The sequence below is a fragment of the Bradyrhizobium sp. Y36 genome (genome assembly GCF_002531575.1).
Lineage (GTDB): Bacteria > Pseudomonadota > Alphaproteobacteria > Rhizobiales > Xanthobacteraceae > Bradyrhizobium.
In genome coordinates this window covers 261,182-280,985 of the sequence record NZ_NWTI01000005.1, presented here as the reverse complement: position 1 = coordinate 280,985, position 19,804 = coordinate 261,182, and the positions used below count along the sequence as shown (strand labels likewise).

Sequence of the window (19,804 nt, the reverse complement as noted above, 5' to 3'; positions counted from 1 at the left end):
TTCGAGCCGCCCCGGAATGACGTCCGTGTGGTTAAGGAAGCAATGACCCATCCCGGCGAGCAGTTTTACCCCGAGGGCGTGCGTTGGGACGACGCCATCGTCCAGGGCCCGATTCCCGATTTGCTGTCGAACGCCGCGGCGAATTACGGCCCGCGGATCGCGCTGGAGTTTCGCGACCGGCCGATCACCTACACGGAGCTTGCAGCTCAGGCCGATCGCGCCGCCGCTGCGTTCCTCCGTGCCGGTTGCGGCAAGGGTACGTCGATCGCGCTGTTCCTCGGCAATTCACCCGATCATCCCGTCAACTTCTTCGGTGCGCTGAAGGCCGGCGCCCGCGTTGCGCATCTGTCGCCGCTCGACGGCGAGATCGCGCTGACCCACAAGGTCTCCGACTCCGGCTCGCGCCTGCTCGTCACCTCCAATCTGGCCGCGCTGCTGCCAACCGCGCTGAAATTTCTGCAGAAGGGCCTGATCGACCGCCTCGTCGTCTGCGAGGACGATGATTGGGGCAAGGTCGGCACGCCGCAGGCGGCGATCCCCGATGATCCCCGCATCGTCACCTTCAAAACGTTTGTCGAAGGCGCCGCAGTGCCCGCGCAGTGGCCGTCCGTGACGGCCGATGACGTCGCGCTGCTGCAATACACCGGCGGCACCACCGGCCTGCCCAAGGGCGCCATGCTCACGCACGGCAACCTCACCTCGGCCGTGTCCATCTATGACGTCTGGGGCAAGCCGACACGCGCGGCACGTGGCGACGTGATCGAGCGCGTGATCTGCGTGCTGCCGCTGTTCCACATCTATGCGCTCACCGTGGTGCTGCTGTCCTCGCTCAGCCGCGGCAATCTGATCTCGATCCATCAGCGCTTCGATGTCGAAGCCGTGATGCGCGACATCGAGGTCAAGCGCGCCACCTATTTCCCGGGCGTGCCGACGATGTGGATCGCGATCGCGGCGCTCCCCGATCTCGAAAAGCGGGATTTCTCCTCGCTCGCGACGATCGGCTCCGGCGGCGCGCCGCTGCCGGTGGAGATCGCCAATTTCTTCGAGCGCAAGGTCGGCAAGAAGCTGCGCAGCGGCTGGGGCATGACCGAGACCTGCTCACCCGGTACCGGTCATCCGCCCACCGGCCCCGACAAGCCGGGCTCGATCGGCCTGATGCTGCCCGGCATCGAGCTCGACGTCGTTGCGCTCGACGACCCGAGGCGCGTGCTGCGGCCCGGCGAGGTCGGCGAGATCCGCATCAAGGGCCCGAACGTCACCAGGGGCTATTGGAACAAGCCGGAGGGATCCACGGATGCCTTCGTCGACGGCCGCTTCCTCACCGGCGACATCGGCTATGTCGACACCGACGGCTATTTCTTCCTGGTCGATCGCAAGAAGGACATGATCATCTCCGGCGGCTTCAACGTCTACCCGCAGATGATCGAGCAGGCGATCTACACCATTCCGGGCGTGCACGAGGTGATCGTGCTCGGCATTCCCGACCAGTATCGGGGCGAGGCCGCCAAGGCCTTCATCAAGCTGAAGCCGGACGCAAAGCCGTTCTCGCTCGACGAGCTGCGCGCGCAGCTCGCCGGCAAGGTCGGCAAGCACGAATTGCCTGTAGAGGTCGAATTCGTCGACGATTTGCCGCGCACGCCGGTCGGAAAATTGTCGCGCCACGAATTGCGCCAGCAGCAGAAACCGTCACAATCCATCCAACCCGTATCAGGAGGTCGTTCTTGACCGACGCCGTCATCGTTTCCACCGCCCGCACCCCGATCGGCAAGGCCTATCGCGGCGCGCTCAACGCCACCGAGGGCGCAACGCTGCTCGGCCACGCCATCGGCGAAGCCGTCGCGCGCGCCAAGGTCGATCCGAAGGAGATCGAGGACGTCGTGATGGGCGCAGCCCTGCAGCAGGGCGCGACCGGCGGCAACATCGCGCGCAAGGCGCTGCTCCGCGCCGGCCTGCCCGTCACCGTCGCCGGCACCACCATCGATCGGCAGTGCGCCTCGGGCCTGCAGGCGATCGCGCTTGCCGCCCGCTCGGTGATCTTCGACGGCGTCGAGATCGCGGTCGGCGGCGGCGGCGAGTCGATCTCGCTGGTGCAGAACGACAAGATGAACGGCTTCCACGCCCAGGATCCGGCGCTGCTCAAGATCAAGGGCGAGGTCTACATGCCCATGATCGACACCGCCGAGGTCGTGGCCAAGCGCTACGGCATCTCGCGCGAGAAGCAGGATGAGTATTCTCTCGAGAGCCAGCGCCGCACCGCGGCGGCCCAGCAGGGCGGCAAGTTCAAGGACGAGATCGCGCCGATCACGACGCAGATGGCGGTCACCGACAAGGCGACCGGCGCGGTGTCGATGAAGGACGTCACGCTGTCGCAGGACGAGGGTCCGCGTCCCGAGACCACGATCGAAGGTCTTGCCGGCCTCAAGCCGGTGCGCGGCGAGGGCTTCTCGATCACCGCCGGCAATGCCAGCCAGCTGTCCGACGGCGCCAGCGCGTCGGTGATCATGAGCGACAAGGAAGCCGCCAAGCGCGGTCTTGCGCCGCTCGGCATCTTCCGCGGCTTCGTCTCGGCCGGCTGCGAGCCGGACGAAATGGGCATCGGCCCGGTCTTCGCCGTGCCGCGCCTGCTCAAGCGCCACGGCCTCACCGTCGACGACATCGGCCTGTGGGAGCTCAACGAAGCCTTCGCGGTGCAGGTGCTCTATTGCCGCGACAAGCTCGGCATCGACCCCGAGAAGATCAATGTCGACGGCGGCGCGATCGCGGTCGGCCATCCCTACGGCATGTCGGGCGCGCGCCTCACCGGCCACGCCCTGATCGAAGGCCGTCGCCGCAAGGCGAAATACGCGGTCGTCACCATGTGCGTCGGCGGCGGCATGGGCGCAGCCGGCCTGTTTGAGGTGCTGCAGTAAAATGTTTCTGTCATTCCGGGGCGCCGCAAAGCGGCGAGCCCGGAATCCATAACCACCAATCGGGGATATGGATTCCGGGCCTGCGCCTTACGGCGCATCCCGGAATGACGGCGGATTTGGTAAGGACAAAACTGTTCACAGGAGGATCCGATGGATCTCGCATTCACGAAAGAAGAGCAGGCGTTTCGCGAGGAAGTGCGGCAGTTCTTCCGGGACAACGTGCCGCCGGATACGCGGCGCAAGATGGTCGAAGGCCGCCACCTCTCGAAGGACGAGATGGTGAATTGGTGGCGCATCCTCAACAAGAAGGGCTGGGGCGTCAGCCATTGGCCCAAGCAGTATGGCGGCACCGGGTGGACCTCCGTGCAGCACTACATCTTCAACGAGGAGCTGCAGTCCTATCCGGCGCCGCAGCCGCTCGCCTTCGGCGTCAGCATGGTCGGTCCGGTCATCTACACCTTCGGCAACGAGGAGCAGAAGAAGAAGTACCTGCCGCGCATCGCCAATGTCGACGACTGGTGGTGCCAGGGCTTCTCCGAGCCGGGCTCGGGTTCGGACCTCGCCTCGCTGAAGACCAAGGCCGAGCGCCGTGGCGACAAGTGGATCATCAACGGCCAGAAGACCTGGACCACGCTGGCCCAGCACGCCGACATGATCTTCTGCCTCTGCCGCACCGACAACAACGCCAAGAAGCAGATGGGCATCTCCTTCATCGTGTTCTCGATGAAGTCGAAGGGCGTCACCGTGCGCCCGATCCAGACCATCGACGGCGGCCATGAGGTCAACGAGGTCTTCTTCGACGACGTCGAGGTGCCCATCGAGAACCTGATCGGCGAGGAGAACAAGGGCTGGGATTACGCAAAGTTCCTGCTCGGCAACGAGCGCACCGGCATCGCCCGGGTCGGCGTCTCCAAGGAGCGGCTGCGCCGCATCCGCGATCTCGCCGGCAAGGTCGAAGCCGGCGGCAAGCCGATCATCCAGGATGCCGCGTTCCGCGAGAAGCTGGCGGCCTGCGAGATCGAGCTGAAGGCGCTCGAGCTGACGCAGCTGCGCGTCGTCGCCGACGAGGGCAAGCACGGCAAGGGCAAGCCCAATCCGGCCTCCTCGGTGCTGAAGATCAAGGGCTCCGAGATCCAGCAGACCACCACCGAACTGCTCATGGAAGTGATCGGCCCGTTCGCCGCGCCTTACGACGTGCATGGCGACGACGGCTCGAACGAAGCCATGGACTGGACCGCCCAGATCGCGCCGAGCTACTTCAACAACCGCAAGGTCTCGATCTACGGCGGCTCCAACGAGATCCAGCGCAACATCATCGCCAAGGCGGTGCTGGGGCTTTGATGGACTGCACGAGGCAATAACGGTGTCGTCCCCCGCGAAGGCGGGGGACCCAGTACGCCGCGGCAGTCGCGAGTACGACAGGTTGCTGCGTTTACTGGATCCCCGCTCCAGTGCGCAATTGCGCACAAGGCGGGGATGACGTCTGAGGATGAGGCGACGGCAGGGCAATTCCCGCCGATTTGGAGAGAAACATGGATTTTGATCTGAACGAGGAGCAGCGGCTTCTCAAGGAAAGCATCGACGGCCTGCTGACCGATTCCTACGATTTCGAGCAGCGCAAGAAGTACATGAAGGAGAAGGGCGGCTGGAGCAAAGCCGTCTGGCTCAAGCTCGCCGAACAGGGCCTGCTGGGCCTGCCCTTCAGCGAAGCCGATGGCGGCTTCGGCGGCGGCGGCGTCGAGACCATGATCGTGATGGAAGCGCTCGGCAAGGCGCTGGTGCTGGAGCCGTATCTGGCGACGGTCGTGATCGGCGGCGGCTTCCTGCGCCACGCCGGCAGCGATGCGCAGAAGGCGGCTTATATCCCCGGCATCATCGACGGCAGCAAGACGCTGGCGTTCGCCCAGCTCGAGAAGAACTCGCGCTACGATCTCTTCGACGTCTCGACGACGGCGAAGAAGAAGGGCGACGGCTGGGTCATCGACGGCGAGAAGTTCGTCGTGCTCAATGGCGAGAACGCCGACACGCTGGTCGTCACCGCGCGCACCAAGGGCGACCGCCGCGACAGTAGCGGCATCGGCGTGTTCCTGGTTCCGGCGAATGCCAAGGGCGTCACGAAGAAATCCTATCCGACCCAGGACGGCCTGCACGCCGCCGACATCACCTTCACCGGCGTCGAAGTCGGCAGCGATGCCGTGATCGGCAATCCCGAGGACTCGCTCGCGCTGATTGAGCGCGTGGTTGACGAAGCCCGTGTCGCGCTGTGCGCCGAAGCGGTTGGCTTGATGGATGAATCCCTCAAGACCACCGTCGAGTATATCAAGACCCGAAAGCAGTTCGGCGTCGCGATCGGCTCGTTCCAGTCGCTGCAGCACCGCGCCTCCGACATGTTCGTCGCGGCCGAGCAGGCCCGCTCGATGTCGATGTTCGCGACCATGGCGAACGATTTCGAGAACGCCAAGGAGCGCTCGAACGCCATCGCCGCGGCCAAGGTGCAGATCGGCAAGTCGCTGAAGTTCGTGGGACAGCAGGCGATCCAGCTCCACGGCGGCATCGGCATGACCATGGAGGCGAAGATCGGCCACTACTTCAAGCGCCTCACCATGATCGAGAACTCGTTCGGCGACACCGACTACCATCAGCGCCGCGTCGCGGATGCGGGCGGGTTGATCTAGGTTTGACCTGACTCCACAAAGACCGTCATGCCCCGGCTTGACCGGGGCATCCAGTACTCCGCGGCGGCAGTTCGTTCACGCAAGCTCAGCCGCGGAGTACTGGATCGCCCGATCAAGTCGGGCGATGACACCGAGCAAGCGGACGCAAGGGAGCTCAACAATCATGAAAAACACCCCGTTCGATCTCACCGGCAAGGTCGCGGTCGTCACCGGCTCCAGCCGCGGCATCGGCCGCTCCTCCGCCGAATTGCTCGCCAAGCTCGGCGCCAAGGTCGTCGTGTCCTCGCGCAAGGCCGACGCCTGCAAGGAAGTCGCCGACGGCATCGTCGCGGCCGGTGGTGACGCCATCGTCATCCCCTGCAACATCGCGCGCAAGGCCGAGGTCGAGGCGCTGATCGCGGGCGCGACCAGGCATTACGGCAAGATCGACATCCTCGTCTGCAACGCCGCGGTGAATCCCTATTACGGCCCGCTGCTCGACATCACGGACGAGGCCTTCGACAAGATCATGGGCTCGAACGTCAAGAGCAACATCTGGCTCTCCGCGCTGGCGATCCCGCAGATGGCCGAGCGCGGAGGCGGCTCCGTCGTCATCATCTCCTCGATCGGCGGCCTGCGCGGCTCGACCGTGATCGGCGCCTACGGCATCTCGAAGGCCGCCGATTTCGCGCTGTGCCGCTCGCTGGCCGGCGAATGGGGTCCGAGGGGCGTCCGCGTCAACTGCATCGCGCCGGGCCTTGTCAAGACCGATTTCGCCCGCGCGCTGTGGGAAGACGAAGCCATGCTGAAGCGCCGCACCGCCACCACGCCGCTGCGCCGCATCGGCGAGCCCGACGAGATCGCCGGCGCGGTGGCCTATCTCGCCTCGGATGCGTCGAGCTTCATGACCGGCCAGACCATCGTCATCGACGGCGGCGTGACGACGGCGGCGGTGTAGTTCGACATCCTTTAGTTGCGTCGACGTCAGCGCTTCCCTTACCCTCCCCTGGAGGGGGAGGGTCGTTCGCGCGAAGCGCGAGCGGGGTGGGATGAAGCCGCACAAATGGTCTCAACATCAATCCGACGCGCCGCCGCGAAGAAACTCCGGGCTAACACGACACCGCATGAACGGATGCTGTGGCGCGCTCTCAAAGACTTGTCGATGGACGGCTCGCACTTCCGCCGGCAAGCCCAATCGGACCCTACGTCGTCGACTTCTTTTGTCCCGCCAAACGCCTCATCATAGAGTTAGATGGTGGACATCATAACGAAGACGGTGTGGCCGAACACGATCGCGCGCGGCAGAGCTGGCTAGAGAACGAAGGCTACCGCGTTATCCGATTCTGGAATTCGGAGATCGCGACTGACCTGACCGCTGTGCTCGAACGGATCTATGTCGAGCTGTACGGATCGCGGGAGGCAGAAGCCATGCACCTCCAGCACCACCGCAAGCGAAGGATGCCAACGTAGATTCAGAAGCGCCCTTTCTTACCCTCCCCTGGAGGGGGAGGGTCGATCGCGCGCAGCGCGGGCGGGGTGGGGTGATCTCTCCCCACGGGCACTGTTCGATGTGGAGAGACCTTCACCCCACCCCGTCTCACATGTCGCTTCGCTTCATGTGAGCCGACCCACGGGCGAGCTACGCTCGTCCCGGACCCCTCCAGGGGAGGGTAAGCGAGACCAACCTTGACCTTGCCGCCCTAATCCGCTCCCTTTGGCGCGACACAATGACTCCCTCCAAGGGAACGCCAAGCCAAACGCCAGGGTAAGCTTCCATGTCTTTCGTCCTCGCCATCGACCAGGGCACCACCTCCTCGCGCGCGATCGTGTTTCGCGGCGATATTTCCATTGCGGCGAAGGCTCAAGCGGAGTTTCCGCAGCATTTTCCGGCCTCGGGCTGGGTCGAGCACGAGCCGGAGGACATCTGGACCTCGACCGTGATGGTCTGCCGCGAGGCGATCGAGCAGGCCGGCATCAAGGCCAAGGACATCGCCGCGATCGGCATCACCAACCAGCGCGAGACCACCGTGGTGTGGGATCGCGCCACCGGGCAGGCCGTGCACCGCGCCATCGTCTGGCAGGACCGCCGCACCGCCGACATCTGCGCGAAACTGAAGGCCGACGGCCGCGAGGGCGTGATCTCGCAGAAGACCGGCCTGATCATCGATCCCTATTTCTCCGGCACCAAGGTCGCATGGATTCTCGACCACGTCCCCGGCGCCCGCGCCCGCGCCGCGCGTGGCGAATTGATGTTCGGTACCGTCGACTGCTACCTGCTCTGGCGCCTCACCGGCGGCAAGGTGCATGCCACCGACGCCACCAACGCCTCGCGCACGCTGCTGTTCAACATCCACACCGGCCAGTGGGACGACGAGCTCCTGGAGATCATCGGCGTGCCGCGCTCGATGCTGCCCGAGGTGAAGGATTCCTCCGCCCGCTTCGGCGAGAGCACGCCGGATCTGTTCGGCGGCGCCATCGCCATCTCAGGCATCGCCGGCGACCAGCAGGCCGCCACCATCGGCCAGGCCTGCTTCCGTCCGGGCATGATGAAATCCACTTACGGCACCGGCTGCTTCGCCCTGCTCAACACCGGCACCACGCCCGTGGTGTCCAGGAACAAGCTGCTCACCACCGTCGCCTATCAGCTCGACGGCAAGCGCACCTATGCGCTCGAAGGCTCGATCTTCGTCGCGGGCTCAGCGGTGCAATGGCTGCGCGATGGTCTCGGCATCATCAAGCACGCCGCCGAGACCGGGCCGCTGGCCGATCAGTCGGACTCCATGCAGAGCGTCTATCTCGTTCCCGCCTTCGTCGGCATGGGCGCGCCCTACTGGAATCCGCGCGTGCGCGGCGCGCTGTTCGGCCTCACCCGCAACACCGGCCCCGCCGAGCTTGCGCACGCCGCGCTGGAAAGCGTCTGCTACCAGACCTTCGACCTCTGGGCCGCCATGCGCGCGGATTGGCCGAGCTCGGAGACGGCCAGTGTCGTGCTCCGCGTCGACGGCGGCATGACCGCCTCCGACTGGACCATGCAGCGCCTCGCCGATCTCCTCGACGCTCCCGTCGACCGTCCCGTGATCCAGGAGACCACGGCGCTCGGCGCCGCCTATCTCGCCGGCCTCAACGCCGGCGTCTATCCCGAGCCCACAAAGTTTGCCGACAACTGGCGGCTCGAGCACCGCTTCAAGCCCAACATGAGCCAGGCCACGCGCGAGCGGAAGCTCGCCGGCTGGGCGCGCGCCGTGAAGGGTGTGCTGGCGAGCGACGAGGGGGAGGGGTAGCGGCAGGGCGAGCCTCGTAGCCCGGATGGAGCGCAGCGAAATCCGGGACCCCTGCCGGCTCTGGCAAGAATCCCGGATTGCGCTGCGCTCCATCCGGGCTACACACACTCTCTCAACCGTCATTGCCTCTCCACCGTCATTGCGAGGAGCTCTTGCGACGAAGCAATCCAGGGTCCCTCCGCGGAAAGATCCTGGATTGCTTCGCTGCGCTCGCAATGACGGAGTACTGAGCCCCCGTCGTTCTTCAAATCGGCACGGCTCGCCCGCTTGCCTATAACGAAGGAAGCAACCATCCATGATCCTCCCCGACGGCTATTCCGACGTCCCCGCCGGCAAGATCGCCGCCGTCGTCACCCATCTGGAGATGACCGCGCGGCCTCCGCGTCGTGACGATCCCCCCGGCAACTGGACCCTGCGCAAGGTCGACGCCCCCGCACTCGATTGGTACCGCGATCTCTTCCGCCGCGTCGGTGAGGAATGGCTGTGGTTCTCGCGCGCCCGCATGAGCGACACGGAGCTCGCCGCGATCATCCACGCCCCCGACACCGACGTCTATGCTCTGTCCGCGGACGGCCGCGACGAAGGCCTGCTGGAGCTGGACTTCCACGAGCCCGGCCAGTGCGAGCTGGTCTATTTCGGCGTCACGGGTCGCCTGATCGGCACCGGCGCCGCCCGCTTCCTGATGAACCGCGCGCTGGAGCGCGCCTGGTCACGCGACGTCAGCCGCGTCTGGGTCCACACCTGCACGCTAGACCATCCCTCCGCCGTCGCCTTCTACCAGCGCTCCGGCTTCCGCCCCTTCCGCCGCCAGATCGAGATCGCGGACGATCCCCGCCTCGACGGCACCGCGCCGCGCGACGCCGCGAGGCATGTGCCTGTTATCGAATAGCGCGCGACTGCTTCCCCAACGTCGTTGCGAGGAGCCCTTGCGACGAAGCAATCAAGGCCGTCTCCACGAGAAAAGTCTGGATTGCTTCCGCCTGCGCTAGAGCTGCGGCAGATGAGTCACCGCACTCGCGGTGCCGGATCGATCGCAGTGCAAAAGGTATCTCCGTCGCGATTCCATGCTTGAGGAAGCGCGCGGGCATTAGTGGCGCTCTGCGCTTGCCGAGCTGATTGATCGATACGAATGGATCAATGGTTCCATGTCTTGGTTGTTTGGTCGATAGATACAATTTACAATAGGAACTGGGCTGTGAACGCGCGCCCGGAGCATGCTTCTGGACGGCGGATTGGCCAGACCGAATAGCAATCCCGGTGAAGATCCATGGATTTTGATCACATCGTAAAGGTTCTTGGTCTCGTCGGTGGATTCGCCGGACTGGGGACGCTTCTTTGGAGATTTTGGGACCTGAGGCGAGCGTTTCTGCACATCGAAGTAAGCGTTGATGCGATCGGCGGAAACAGAGTGAAGGTGCGGACGGTCGTCGAAAACAGTACGAACTTGCCAAGAAGGCTTGATATCGCGTTCCTGGTCGTTGGCCCAGAAAATGATGGCGCTCTCGGTACTGCGCTTAAGCTACTTCCAGACTGGCGGCCGGAAGGACCGGGCATGCTCAACCAAATGGTGCGGGAGATCACTTCCGTCCTTAAGAAGGACGGGACAACAATCGCCAGCGGCGCGCGGATGATAGTCCCGCTCACGTATTATTATAGAGAGAATGTAAATGTTGCTGACGAGAAGTTATCTTACGAACACATCATACCGGCAGAGACATTTCCGGCGGGAACCTATGCGGTAAGATTCTATGTCGAAGGTGCTCCTAGATTGCACCGTGTTGTTCACGCTGCATTTCACGTCGAGTCCTTGAATAAAGGGGCAGTATGAGTGTGTGGCACGATCCTCTTCAAAACACCTCCTGCCTCGCCCGCGCCAGCGAAAACCCCCGCTGCATCGCGTTGAAGCACGTCAGCCCTATCTGCTCCGACCTGCAGGTAAATCCCGCCCGCTGCCAGATCTCGCCATAGGCCAGCACCGGCAGCGAGGCGTCCATCACGGTGTCGCCGGCGCAGATGCGCGTCGCGGTGCCCTTCGCGCTCATCTCGAAGGCGTGGCCGTAGTCGAGGTCGCAGTCGGCGGGCCGGCGCGGACGGCTCTCCATGTTCATGACGTCGCAGCGGAGCACGCACTGACCATTGTCGGTGAAGACCTGGCAGACGATGTTTTTCGACGGCGTCAGGAAGCCGATCGGGCGGTCCTGTGCCCGGACGGCACCCATCATCGGCAACAGGATCGATATCAGCATCAGTCCGCGTGGTGCCGTCATGCCATGCCCGCTCAGTTATCGAAATTCACCGCCGTGGTGTTGGCGCCGCAGAGCAGAACCGCGACGCGCTCGGCAGGCGAGGGACGATAGCGGCCGGAGAGCAGCGCGGCAAAGGCGGCCGCGCCGCCGGGCTCGGCCACGAGGCGCAAGCGCGACCACAGCGCGGCCTGGGCCTGCCGGATCGCATCGTCGCTGACGAGGACGACCTGCTCGACATGAGCGCGTACAATCGGGAACATCAATTCGCCGACGCGCCGCGGCGCAAGACTGTCGGCGGCGAGCCCGCCGGCCGCCGCATCGACCGGAGCGCCCGCTTCGAACGCGGCGTGCAGGGTCGGCGATTGCTCCGGCTCGACCGCCACGATGCGCGTCCTGCCGGCGTACCACGCCGCAATTCCGCCGATCAGCCCGCCGCCGCCGACAGCCACGAGCAGCGTGTCGATGCCGGGAGCATCCTGCTCCAGCTCCAGGCCGACGCTGCCCTGGCCGAGCAGGGTTTCGGCCTGATCATAGGCGTGGACGGCGAGCGCGCCGGTCTGCGCGACATGCGCCTCGCTCGCGGCGAGCGCATCGGCGTAGCGGCTGCCCGCGATCACGAGCTTTGCGCCATAGCCTCTGATCCGCTCCGCCTTGGCCGGCGAGGTGATGTCAGGCACGAAGATCGTGGCGGGAATGCCAAGCTGCTGCGCCGCATAGGCGACGGCCGCGCCGTGATTGCCGCCGGATGCGGCGACGATGCCAGCCTCCGGCACCTGCCGCAGCAACAGATTGGCGAAGGCGCCGCGCGCCTTGAACGATCCGGAATGCTGCAGCATCTCGAGCTTGAACGTGACGCGCGCGGCGGGCAGGCCGAAATCGGCGAGATCGGCCTGAAGCAGGGGTGTGCGCCTGACATGCGGCCGGATGACCGCCTCGGTCGTCGCAATCCGCTCCCGCGTGATGTCCATTGTCGCTGTCATGATGCCGTCCAGACTAGCGCAGGGGATAGTTGACATCAATTAGGTAATTAGCAAAATGACTAAATGAAATTTGCCGTTGCCTTGCGCGCGCTCGCCAATGAACGTCGCCTGCAGATCCTGGAATGGCTGCGGGATCCGCGGCGGCATTTTCGCGAGCAGGCCGATGGCGACCTGGTCGAGGACGGTGTCTGCGGATTGCTGATCGCCGAGAAGCTCGGGGTCAGCGCGCCCACGGTGAGCGAGCACATGCGGGTGCTGACGGCGGCCAAGCTGGTGCGCGCCAAGCGGATCAAGCAGTGGACGCTGTACAAGCGCAACGAGACCGCCATCGCCGCGATCAAGCGCTCGATCCAGGACGGCCTTTGAACGTGTAGCGCGGCGCCGGTCGCGGAGGACGTTGCAGTCGGTGCAATGCTCCATTTCCAAGATAATTCTTGCGTTGCATCAATCTGGTCGTGGAGACTGACCGGCCCTACCTGGTCCAACCACCGAGAAGAGCGAGAACCATGTTCCTGATCGGCCAATATGATTCCCCCTTCGTCCGCCGCGTCGCGATTGCGCTGCGGCTTTACGGGCTCGCCTTCGAGCACAGACCGTGGTCGACCTTCGGCGATGCCGACAAGATCGCGCCCTATAACCCGCTGCGGCGCGTGCCGACGCTGGTGCTTGACGACGGCGAGGCGCTGATCGAGAGCATGATCATCCTGGACTATCTCGACGAGCGCGTCGGCGCGGACAAGGCGATGCTGCCGCGCAATGGCACCGAGCGGCGCAGGCATTTGCGCATCTGCGCGCTCGCCTCAGGCCTCGGCGACAAGGCCGTGAGCCTGCTCTACGAGCGCGTGCTGCGGAAGGAGCAGCTCGCGCTGTGGGTCGAGCGCTGTCAGGCGCAGATCGCGGACGTGCTGAAGGTGCTGGAGGCCGAGCGCGCCGGGGTCACGACGCCGTACTGGCTGGGTGATCGCATCGGCCACGCCGATGTCGCGGTCGCCTGCGTCGTCCGCTTCACCCGCGAGGCGCATCCGCTTTTGTTCGACGCGTCACGCTATCCGGCGCTGGCGGCGCATGCCGAGCGCTGCGAGGCGTTGCCACCGTTCCAGGAGATCGTGCAGCCGCTGGCCCCGCCGAAGGGGTGAGGTTTCTTACCCTCCCCTGGAGGGGGAGGGTCGATCGCGCGCAGCGCGAGCGGGGTGGGGTGATCTCTCCGCACGGGCAGCGTTGGATGTGGAGAGACCGTCACCCCACCTCGGTCCGCATTCCGCTTCGCTGCATGCGGACCGATCCTCCCCCTCCAGGGGAGGATGGGCACCGTGCGCGTAGGAAGAGTGAAATAGCAATCCGCTGCCGGCGCTGCTTCAGTGGCCACAGCAGCCGATGATGCAACAATACCCCTGTTTTGCCCGACGCCGCAAACGCCGCCCGACGCCACGAAAAAATTGCTCAACCCTTTCAACCCCATGGCTACTGTGCATGGGGTTGTTTTCGCAACTTTTGCTTTGGAGCGCGCTTAGCCCGCGCCCGCCCGCTTCTTCTGCCAGACGAGATGCACCGCGCAGGTGCAGCCCGGCGGATGCGAGGCGAGGTCCGCCGGGGTCTCATCGTTCGCCGGCGTTGCCGCAAAGGCTTTGCCTTGTTGCGACGGAATGTAGTTCAGCACCGGCGCGAGCCAGCGCTCGGCTTCCGCGACGCTCATGCCCTTGCGCGCGGCGTAGTCCTCGACCTGGTCGCGCTCGATCTTGCCGACGCCAAAATAGTAGCTCTCAGGCGCAGCGAAATAGAGCCCTGACACGGAGGAGCCCGGCCACATCGCAAAGCTCTCGGTCAGCTTGACGCCACAGGTTGCCTCCGCATCGAGCAGCTCGAACAGCGTCGCCTTCTCGGTGTGGTCGGGCTGGGCGGGATAGCCCGGCGCGGGACGGATGCCCTGATACTTCTCCAGGATCATCTCGTCGTTGGAGAGGGCCTCATTGGGCGCGTAGGCCCAGAACTCGCGGCGTACGCGGGCGTGCATGCGCTCGGCAAAGGCCTCCGCGAGGCGGTCGGCCAGCGCCTTGCACAGGATCGAGGAGTAATCGTCATTCGCCATCTTGAAGCGGTCGGCGACGGCATCCTCGCCGATCCCCGCGGTGACGACGAAGCCGCCGACATAGTCGGGCACACCCGCGGGCGCGACGAAGTCGGCGAGCGCTGCGTTGAAGCGGCCCTCGCGCTTCTCGAGCTGCTGGCGCAGCGTGTGCAGCGTCGCGATCTTCTTCGTGCGGCTCTCGTCGGCATAGAGCGCGATGTCGTCGCCTTCGGCGTTCGCCGGCCAGAAGCCGATCGTCGCGCGGGCCCGGAACCATTTCTCCTTGACGATGGTGTCGAGCATCTTGCGCGCATCGTCATAGAGCGAGCGCGCGACCTCGCCGACCTTGGCATCGTCGAGGATGGCGGGGAAGCGGCCGGCGAGCTCCCAGGTCTGGAAGAACGGCGTCCAGTCGATATAGGGCACGAGCTCGGCGAGATCGTAATCGTCGAAGCTGCGGGTGCCGAGGAAGGTCGGCTTCACCGGCCTGTTCTTGGCAAAGTCGACCGGCACGCGGTTGGCGCGGGCAGCTTCCAGCTTCAGGCGCTTCTTGTCGGCCTGCGCGCGCAGATGCGCGTCCGAGATCTTGGCATATTCAGCCCGGACCTCGGCGGCATAGGCCTCGCGCCGCTCGGGCGAGAGCAGCGAGGAGGCGACGCCTACGGCGCGGCTGGCGTCGTTGACATGGACCACGGGGCCGGCGCGGTAGCTCGGGTCGATCTTCACCGCCGTGTGCACGCGGCTCGTGGTGGCGCCGCCGATCAGCAGCGGCAGCTTGAGGCCTTCGCGCTGCAACTCGCCGGCGAAGAACGCCATCTCGTCGAGCGAGGGCGTGATCAGGCCGGAGAGACCGACGATGTCGGCCTTCTCCGCCTTCACGGTCTCGACGATCTTGGCCGCCGGCACCATGACGCCGAGGTCGATGACCTCGAAATTGTTGCACTGGAGCACGATGCCGACGATGTTCTTGCCGATGTCGTGGACGTCGCCCTTCACGGTCGCGAGCACGATCTTGCCCGCGGAGGAGGATCCTTCCGTGCCGATGCCGTTGGCGAGGTTGCGCGCCTTCTCCTCTTCCATGAAGGGCATCAGCCAGGCCACCGCCTGCTTCATCACGCGGGCCGACTTCACCACCTGCGGCAGGAACATCTTGCCGTCGCCGAAGAGGTCGCCGACGACGTTCATGCCGGCCATCAGCGGGCCCTCGATCACGTCGAGCGGACGCGACGAGTTCTTGCGGGCCTCTTCGGTGTCCTGCTCGATGAACTCGGTGATCCCGTGCACCAGCGAATGCGAGAGTCGCTTCTCCACCGGCCATTCGCGCCAGGCGAGATCGGCTTCCTTGGTCTGGGTCTTGTTGCCGCGGAACTTCTCCGCGAGCGCCAGCAGGCGCTCGGACGCGCCTGGATCGCGATTGAGGATGACGTCCTCGCAGACCTGCCGCAATTCGGGATCGATGTCGTCATATACGATCATCTGCCCGGCATTGACGATGCCCATGTCCATGCCGGCCTTGATGGCGTGATACAGGAACACCGAGTGCATCGCCTCGCGCACCGGCTCGTTGCCGCGGAACGAGAACGAGAGATTCGAGACGCCGCCCGAGATATGCGCGCCCGGCAGGTTCTGGCGGATCCAGCGCGTCGCCTCGATGAAGTCGACGCCGTAATTGTTGTGCTCCTCGATGCCGGTCGCGATCGCGAAGACGTTGGGATCGAAGATGATGTCCTCGGGCGGGAAGCCGACCTTGTTCACCAGGATGTCGTAGGCGCGCTTGCAGATCTCGGTCTTGCGCGCGAACGTGTCGGCCTGGCCGACCTCGTCGAACGCCATCACCACGACGGCAGCGCCGTGGCGCCGCGCGATCTTGGCCTCGTGGATGAACTTCTCCTCGCCTTCCTTCATCGAGATCGAGTTGACGACCGGCTTGCCCTGCACGCATTTCAGGCCGGCCTCGATCACCGAGAATTTCGAGGAGTCCACCATCACGGGGACGCGGGCGATGTCGGGCTCGGCGGCGACGAGATTGAGGAACGTCACCATCGCCGCTTCCGAATCCAGAAGACCCTCGTCCATGTTGACGTCGATGATCTGCGCACCGTTCTCGACCTGGTCGCGGGCGACCTGGAGCGCGGCGGTGTAGTCGCCGGCGGTGATCAGCTTGCGGAAGCGGGCCGAGCCCGTGACGTTGGTGCGCTCGCCGACATTCACGAACGGAATGGCGTCGGTCAGAATGAACGGCTCGAGGCCGGACAGCTTCAGGCGCGGTTCGATCTCCGGCACGATGCGCGGTTTGTGCGGGGCAACGGCCGCTGCAATGGCGGCGATATGTTCCGGCGTGGTGCCGCAGCAGCCGCCGACGATGTTGACGAGGCCGTCACGCGCGAACTCGCCGACGAGGCGGGCCATGTACTCGGGCGTTTCGTCATACTGGCCGAATTCGTTGGGCAGACCGGCGTTCGGATAGGCACAAACGAGGGTGTCGGCGACGCGGCCGATGTCGGCGATGTGGGCGCGCAGATCTTCGGCGCCGAGCGCGCAGTTGAAGCCGATCGTCACGGGCCTGGCGTGCCGCACCGAATTCCAGAACGCTTCGGGCATCTGGCCGGAGAGCAGGCGGCCGGACTTGTCGGTGATGGTGCCCGACACCATCACGGGCATGTCGATGCCGCGCTCCTCGGTAATCTCGGCGATGGCGTAGAGCGCCGCCTTGGCGTTCAGCGTGTCGAAGATGGTCTCGACCAGCAGGAGATCGACGCCGCCGTCGAGCATGCCACGGATCTGCTCGCCATAGGACTTGCGCAGGTCGTCGAACGTGACCGCTCGGTAGCCGGGATTGGAGACGTCGGGCGAGATCGAGGCGGTGCGGTTGGTCGGACCGATGGCGCCGGCGACGAAGCGCGGCTTGCCGTCCTCGGCCTCGACGCGGCGCGCGGCATTGCCGGCGAGCCGCGCGCCTTCGCGCGCCATCTCGTAGACGATGTCGGTGAGGTCGTAGTCGGCCTGCGCGATCGACGTGGTGGAGAAGGTGTTGGTCGCGACGATATCGGCACCGGCACGCAAATACGCCGCGTGGATGTCCTCGATCGCCTGCGGCTGGGTCAGGATCAGAAGGTCGTTGTTGCCGCGCAGGTCGCGGTGGAAATCCTTGAAGCGCTCGCCGCGGAAGGCAGCCTCGTCGAACTGCAGGTTCTGGATCATCGTGCCCATGGCGCCGTCGAGCACGAGAATGCGCTCGCGCGCGGCGTTCAGCAGGGCAGTTCGCTTGGCGGAAACGGGGACGGTCATGGTCTGTTACGCAGCTTTCTGGGCGCTCTTGGCGCGGATGCCGAGCAAATGGCTGATCGCGAACACGAGATCGGCGCGGTTCATGGTGTAGAAATGGAAGGTGTCGACGCCGTGCTTGGCGAGCTTCTGCACCTGGCCGGCGGCGACGGTCGCGGCCACCAGCTTGCGGGTCTCGGCGTCCTCGTCGAGGCCCTCGAATTTCGCGGCGAACCAGTCCGGCACGGTGGTGCCGGCGCGGGTGACGAAGGCTCTCGCCTGCTTGAAATTATGCATCGGCATGATGCCCGGCACGATCGGGATGTCGATGCCGCGGGCGCGGACGCGGTCGAGATAGCGGAAGTAAAGGTCGTTGTCGAAGAACACCTGGGTGATCGCGCGGGTCGCGCCGGCGTCCACCTTGGCCTGAAGCGTGTCGATGTCGTCGTCGAAGTCGCGCGCCTCGGGGTGCTTCTCGGGATAGGCCGAGACGGAGACTTCGATATCGGCGTGCCGCTTCTTGATCCCGGCGACGAGCTCGGCCGAGCTCTGGTAGCCGTCGGGATGGCTGGAATAGGGCGTGCCGATGCCGCCGGCCGGGTCGCCGCGCAGGCCTACGATGTGGCGGACCCCGACCTCGTGATAGCGGTCGACGATCTCGTCGATCTCGCCGCGCGAAGCGCCGACGCAGGTCAGATGCGCGGCCGGCAGCAGCGTGGTCTCTTTCAGGATGCGGGCGATGGTCGAATGGGTGCGTTCGCGGGTCGAGCCGCCAGCGCCGTAGGTCACCGAGACGAATTTCGGGTCGAGCGGGGCGAGCCGGTTGATGGTCTCCCAGAGATTGCGCTCCATGTCTTCCGTCTTGGGCGGGAAGAACTCGAAGGAGATCGCCGGCCGCTTCAGGTGCCCGTCTTGCCCGTCGGCGCGGGCAGGGATCGTCAGATCGGTCATGGCACCACTCACTCCAGATTTGTTGCCAGTTTCGTCGGCCGGCGGTCAGGTCTTGCTTGGGGCTGAAGATAAGCCAAAGCCTTCATAATCGACAGCCCATCGAGGATGGGAAGTGGCCCACTTATGCCAAGAGATGCGGAATTATTGGTAATCTCGGAATTGGAGTGGGATGTTGGGCATGGTGTAAATCGTATTAAAAATCAATTGCCTGGTTGGCGTTTGGTATCTGGTGGAGATGTATTTCCCTGTTGGGCAAAATGAATCGTTCGTTACATAGACGTTAATTGGCCCACCGACCCGCTTCGGCCGACGGCGTCGGCTCGTGGCCCGCACACGTCAGATCTGCGCAGCGGGCCCATTGTCGCGGCACGGCTCTCCATTAGGTTACGCCGCCATGATCCCGCTCTCCGTTCTCGACCTCTCGGTCGTCACATCGGGCACCAAGCCCGCCGCCGCGCTGCGCAACAGCATCGATCTGGCGCGCCATGTCGACGGTCTCGGCTATGTCCGCTACTGGCTCGCCGAGCACCACAACCTCGCCTCGGTCGCGAGCCCCGCGCCCGACGTCATGATCGGCCAGATCGCGGCCGTCACGAAGCATATCCGCGTCGGCTCCGGCGGGGTGATGCTGCCCAACCACGCCCCGCTGGTCGTCGCCGAGCGCTTCAAGATGCTGGAGGCGCTGTTTCCCGGCCGGATCGATCTCGGTCTCGGCCGCGCCCCCGGCACCGACGGCGCGACGGCTTACGCGCTGCGCAGCCGGCTCGACCGCCGCGAGGGCGACGATTTCTTGGAGCGACTGCACGAACTGATTCTGTGGGAGACCCGCGAATTCCCCGCAGGCCACCCCTACAACAACGTCGTCGCCATGCCTGACGACACCGCCCTGCCGCCGATCTGGCTGCTCGGCTCCAGCGATTATTCCTCGGAGCTCGCAGCCCAGGTCGGCATGGGCTTCGCATTCGCCCATCACTTCGCCTCCCACGATGCGGTCGATGCGATGGTGCATTACCGCAATCGCTTCCAGCCCTCGGCGTGGCGCGCCAGCGCACATGCGATCCTCGCGGTTGCCGTCATCGCCGCGGATACCGATGCAGAGGCTGAAAGGCTCGCCGCTTCGTTCGACCTCAACCGTCTGCGCCGCGACCGTGGACAATATCTGCCGCTGCCGAGCGCCGAGGAGGCGCTGGCCTACCCTTACTCCGACGCCGAGCGCGCCTCGATCCTGCGCAACCGTTCGCGCCTGTTCGTCGGCAACCCCGCAACGGTGCAGAAGAAACTGCAGCCGCTGATCGAGGCGAGCCGGCCGGACGAGCTGATGGTGATCACGGCGGTGTACGATCACGACGCGCGGAAGAGGTCGTACGCGCTGCTGGCGGAGGCGTTCGGGCTGGTGAAACGGTCGGCCTAAAGGAGTGATGTCATCCCGGGGCGATGCGAAGCATCGGACCCGG

General features: G+C 65.1%; 15 protein-coding genes and 1 pseudogene. 12 read left to right on the top strand and 4 right to left on the bottom strand.

The window, feature by feature from the left end; genetic code table 11:
- Positions 1-42: 42 nt before the first annotated feature.
- The 9 genes and pseudogenes from pimA to CO669_RS12005 all read left to right on the top strand — a co-directional run bounded on the left by pimA (position 43) and on the right by CO669_RS12005 (position 10,672).
- A complete protein-coding gene (gene pimA, locus CO669_RS12050; protein WP_097660014.1) occupies positions 43-1,725 on the top strand; it encodes a dicarboxylate--CoA ligase PimA in 1,683 nt (560 codons plus the stop codon).
- Positions 1,722-2,909: an acetyl-CoA C-acyltransferase gene (locus tag CO669_RS12045; RefSeq protein WP_097660013.1), complete on the top strand. Its 1,188-nt coding sequence runs from the start codon at positions 1,722-1,724 to the stop codon at positions 2,907-2,909. Before pimA ends, CO669_RS12045 begins: the two co-directional genes overlap by 4 nt.
- A gap of 150 nt (positions 2,910-3,059) precedes the next feature.
- Positions 3,060-4,250, top strand: coding sequence for a pimeloyl-CoA dehydrogenase large subunit (pimC, locus tag CO669_RS12040; RefSeq protein ID WP_097660012.1), 1,191 nt, complete (start codon positions 3,060-3,062; stop codon positions 4,248-4,250).
- Positions 4,251-4,441: 191 nt separating this feature from the next.
- Positions 4,442-5,584, top strand: a complete 1,143-nt coding sequence (pimD, locus tag CO669_RS12035; protein WP_097660011.1) for a pimeloyl-CoA dehydrogenase small subunit — start codon at positions 4,442-4,444, stop codon at positions 5,582-5,584.
- A 163-nt stretch (positions 5,585-5,747) separates the two neighbouring features.
- Complete coding sequence (locus CO669_RS12030) at positions 5,748-6,521, top strand: SDR family NAD(P)-dependent oxidoreductase (protein ID WP_245444284.1); 774 nt, start codon at positions 5,748-5,750, stop codon at positions 6,519-6,521.
- 105 nt (positions 6,522-6,626) lie between these two features.
- Positions 6,627-7,033 (top strand): annotated as a pseudogene (locus CO669_RS12025) (endonuclease domain-containing protein).
- Between the two features lie 305 nt (positions 7,034-7,338).
- A complete protein-coding gene (gene glpK, locus CO669_RS12015; protein ID WP_097660009.1) occupies positions 7,339-8,844 on the top strand; it encodes a glycerol kinase GlpK in 1,506 nt (501 codons plus the stop codon).
- A 295-nt stretch (positions 8,845-9,139) separates the two neighbouring features.
- Positions 9,140-9,733 carry a GNAT family N-acetyltransferase gene (locus tag CO669_RS12010; protein ID WP_097660008.1) on the top strand — a complete coding sequence of 198 codons (594 nt, stop codon included), beginning with the start codon at positions 9,140-9,142 and terminating at the stop codon, positions 9,731-9,733.
- A gap of 378 nt (positions 9,734-10,111) precedes the next feature.
- A complete protein-coding gene (locus CO669_RS12005; RefSeq protein ID WP_097660007.1) occupies positions 10,112-10,672 on the top strand; it encodes a hypothetical protein in 561 nt (186 codons plus the stop codon).
- A 19-nt stretch (positions 10,673-10,691) separates the two neighbouring features.
- Here CO669_RS12005 and CO669_RS12000 read toward each other — a convergent pair whose 3' ends face one another.
- Together CO669_RS12000 and CO669_RS11995 are read right to left on the bottom strand one after the other, a co-directional pair.
- Positions 10,692-11,111 (bottom strand): DUF6636 domain-containing protein, encoded by a 420-nt coding sequence (locus CO669_RS12000; protein ID WP_097660006.1) that lies wholly within the window; start codon positions 11,109-11,111, stop codon positions 10,692-10,694.
- 11 nt (positions 11,112-11,122) lie between these two features.
- Positions 11,123-12,106 (bottom strand): threonine/serine dehydratase, encoded by a 984-nt coding sequence (locus CO669_RS11995; protein ID WP_097660005.1) that lies wholly within the window; start codon positions 12,104-12,106, stop codon positions 11,123-11,125.
- Between the two features lie 27 nt (positions 12,107-12,133).
- On the opposite strand from CO669_RS11995, the gene CO669_RS11990 reads away from it, so the two are divergent.
- Both CO669_RS11990 and CO669_RS11985 read left to right on the top strand, forming a co-directional pair.
- A complete protein-coding gene (locus CO669_RS11990; RefSeq protein WP_097660004.1) occupies positions 12,134-12,436 on the top strand; it encodes an ArsR/SmtB family transcription factor in 303 nt (100 codons plus the stop codon).
- A gap of 140 nt (positions 12,437-12,576) precedes the next feature.
- Positions 12,577-13,206, top strand: coding sequence for a glutathione S-transferase family protein (locus CO669_RS11985; protein ID WP_097660003.1), 630 nt, complete (start codon positions 12,577-12,579; stop codon positions 13,204-13,206).
- Between the two features lie 371 nt (positions 13,207-13,577).
- Here the strand turns inward: CO669_RS11985 and metH are convergent, their stop codons facing one another.
- Together metH and metF are read right to left on the bottom strand one after the other, a co-directional pair.
- Positions 13,578-17,423 carry a methionine synthase gene (gene metH, locus CO669_RS11975; protein WP_097660002.1) on the bottom strand — a complete coding sequence of 1,282 codons (3,846 nt, stop codon included), beginning with the start codon at positions 17,421-17,423 and terminating at the stop codon, positions 13,578-13,580.
- Between the two features lie 6 nt (positions 17,424-17,429).
- Positions 17,430-18,350, bottom strand: coding sequence for a methylenetetrahydrofolate reductase [NAD(P)H] (gene metF, locus CO669_RS11970; RefSeq protein WP_198963967.1), 921 nt, complete (start codon positions 18,348-18,350; stop codon positions 17,430-17,432).
- 394 nt (positions 18,351-18,744) lie between these two features.
- Between metF and CO669_RS11965 the strand changes: the two genes are divergently transcribed.
- Positions 18,745-19,761 (top strand): LLM class flavin-dependent oxidoreductase, encoded by a 1,017-nt coding sequence (locus CO669_RS11965; RefSeq protein WP_097660000.1) that lies wholly within the window; start codon positions 18,745-18,747, stop codon positions 19,759-19,761.
- The last annotated feature ends 43 nt before the right edge of the window (positions 19,762-19,804 follow it).

Coding starts and splice junctions, on each gene's coding strand:
- CO669_RS12010 (WP_097660008.1), top strand. CDS start 9,140: ATGATCCTCCCCGACGGCTATTCCGACGTCCCCGCCGGCAAGATCGCC.
- CO669_RS11965 (WP_097660000.1), top strand. CDS start 18,745: ATGATCCCGCTCTCCGTTCTCGACCTCTCGGTCGTCACATCGGGCACC.
- pimD (WP_097660011.1), top strand. CDS start 4,442: ATGGATTTTGATCTGAACGAGGAGCAGCGGCTTCTCAAGGAAAGCATC.
- CO669_RS12000 (WP_097660006.1), bottom strand. CDS start 11,111: ATGACGGCACCACGCGGACTGATGCTGATATCGATCCTGTTGCCGATG.
- CO669_RS12005 (WP_097660007.1), top strand. CDS start 10,112: ATGGATTTTGATCACATCGTAAAGGTTCTTGGTCTCGTCGGTGGATTC.
- CO669_RS11990 (WP_097660004.1), top strand. CDS start 12,134: ATGAAATTTGCCGTTGCCTTGCGCGCGCTCGCCAATGAACGTCGCCTG.
- CO669_RS11995 (WP_097660005.1), bottom strand. CDS start 12,106: ATGTCAACTATCCCCTGCGCTAGTCTGGACGGCATCATGACAGCGACA.
- CO669_RS12030 (WP_245444284.1), top strand. CDS start 5,748: ATGAAAAACACCCCGTTCGATCTCACCGGCAAGGTCGCGGTCGTCACC.
- metH (WP_097660002.1), bottom strand. CDS start 17,423: ATGACCGTCCCCGTTTCCGCCAAGCGAACTGCCCTGCTGAACGCCGCG.
- metF (WP_198963967.1), bottom strand. CDS start 18,350: ATGACCGATCTGACGATCCCTGCCCGCGCCGACGGGCAAGACGGGCAC.
- pimC (WP_097660012.1), top strand. CDS start 3,060: ATGGATCTCGCATTCACGAAAGAAGAGCAGGCGTTTCGCGAGGAAGTG.
- glpK (WP_097660009.1), top strand. CDS start 7,339: ATGTCTTTCGTCCTCGCCATCGACCAGGGCACCACCTCCTCGCGCGCG.
- CO669_RS11985 (WP_097660003.1), top strand. CDS start 12,577: ATGTTCCTGATCGGCCAATATGATTCCCCCTTCGTCCGCCGCGTCGCG.
- pimA (WP_097660014.1), top strand. CDS start 43: ATGACCCATCCCGGCGAGCAGTTTTACCCCGAGGGCGTGCGTTGGGAC.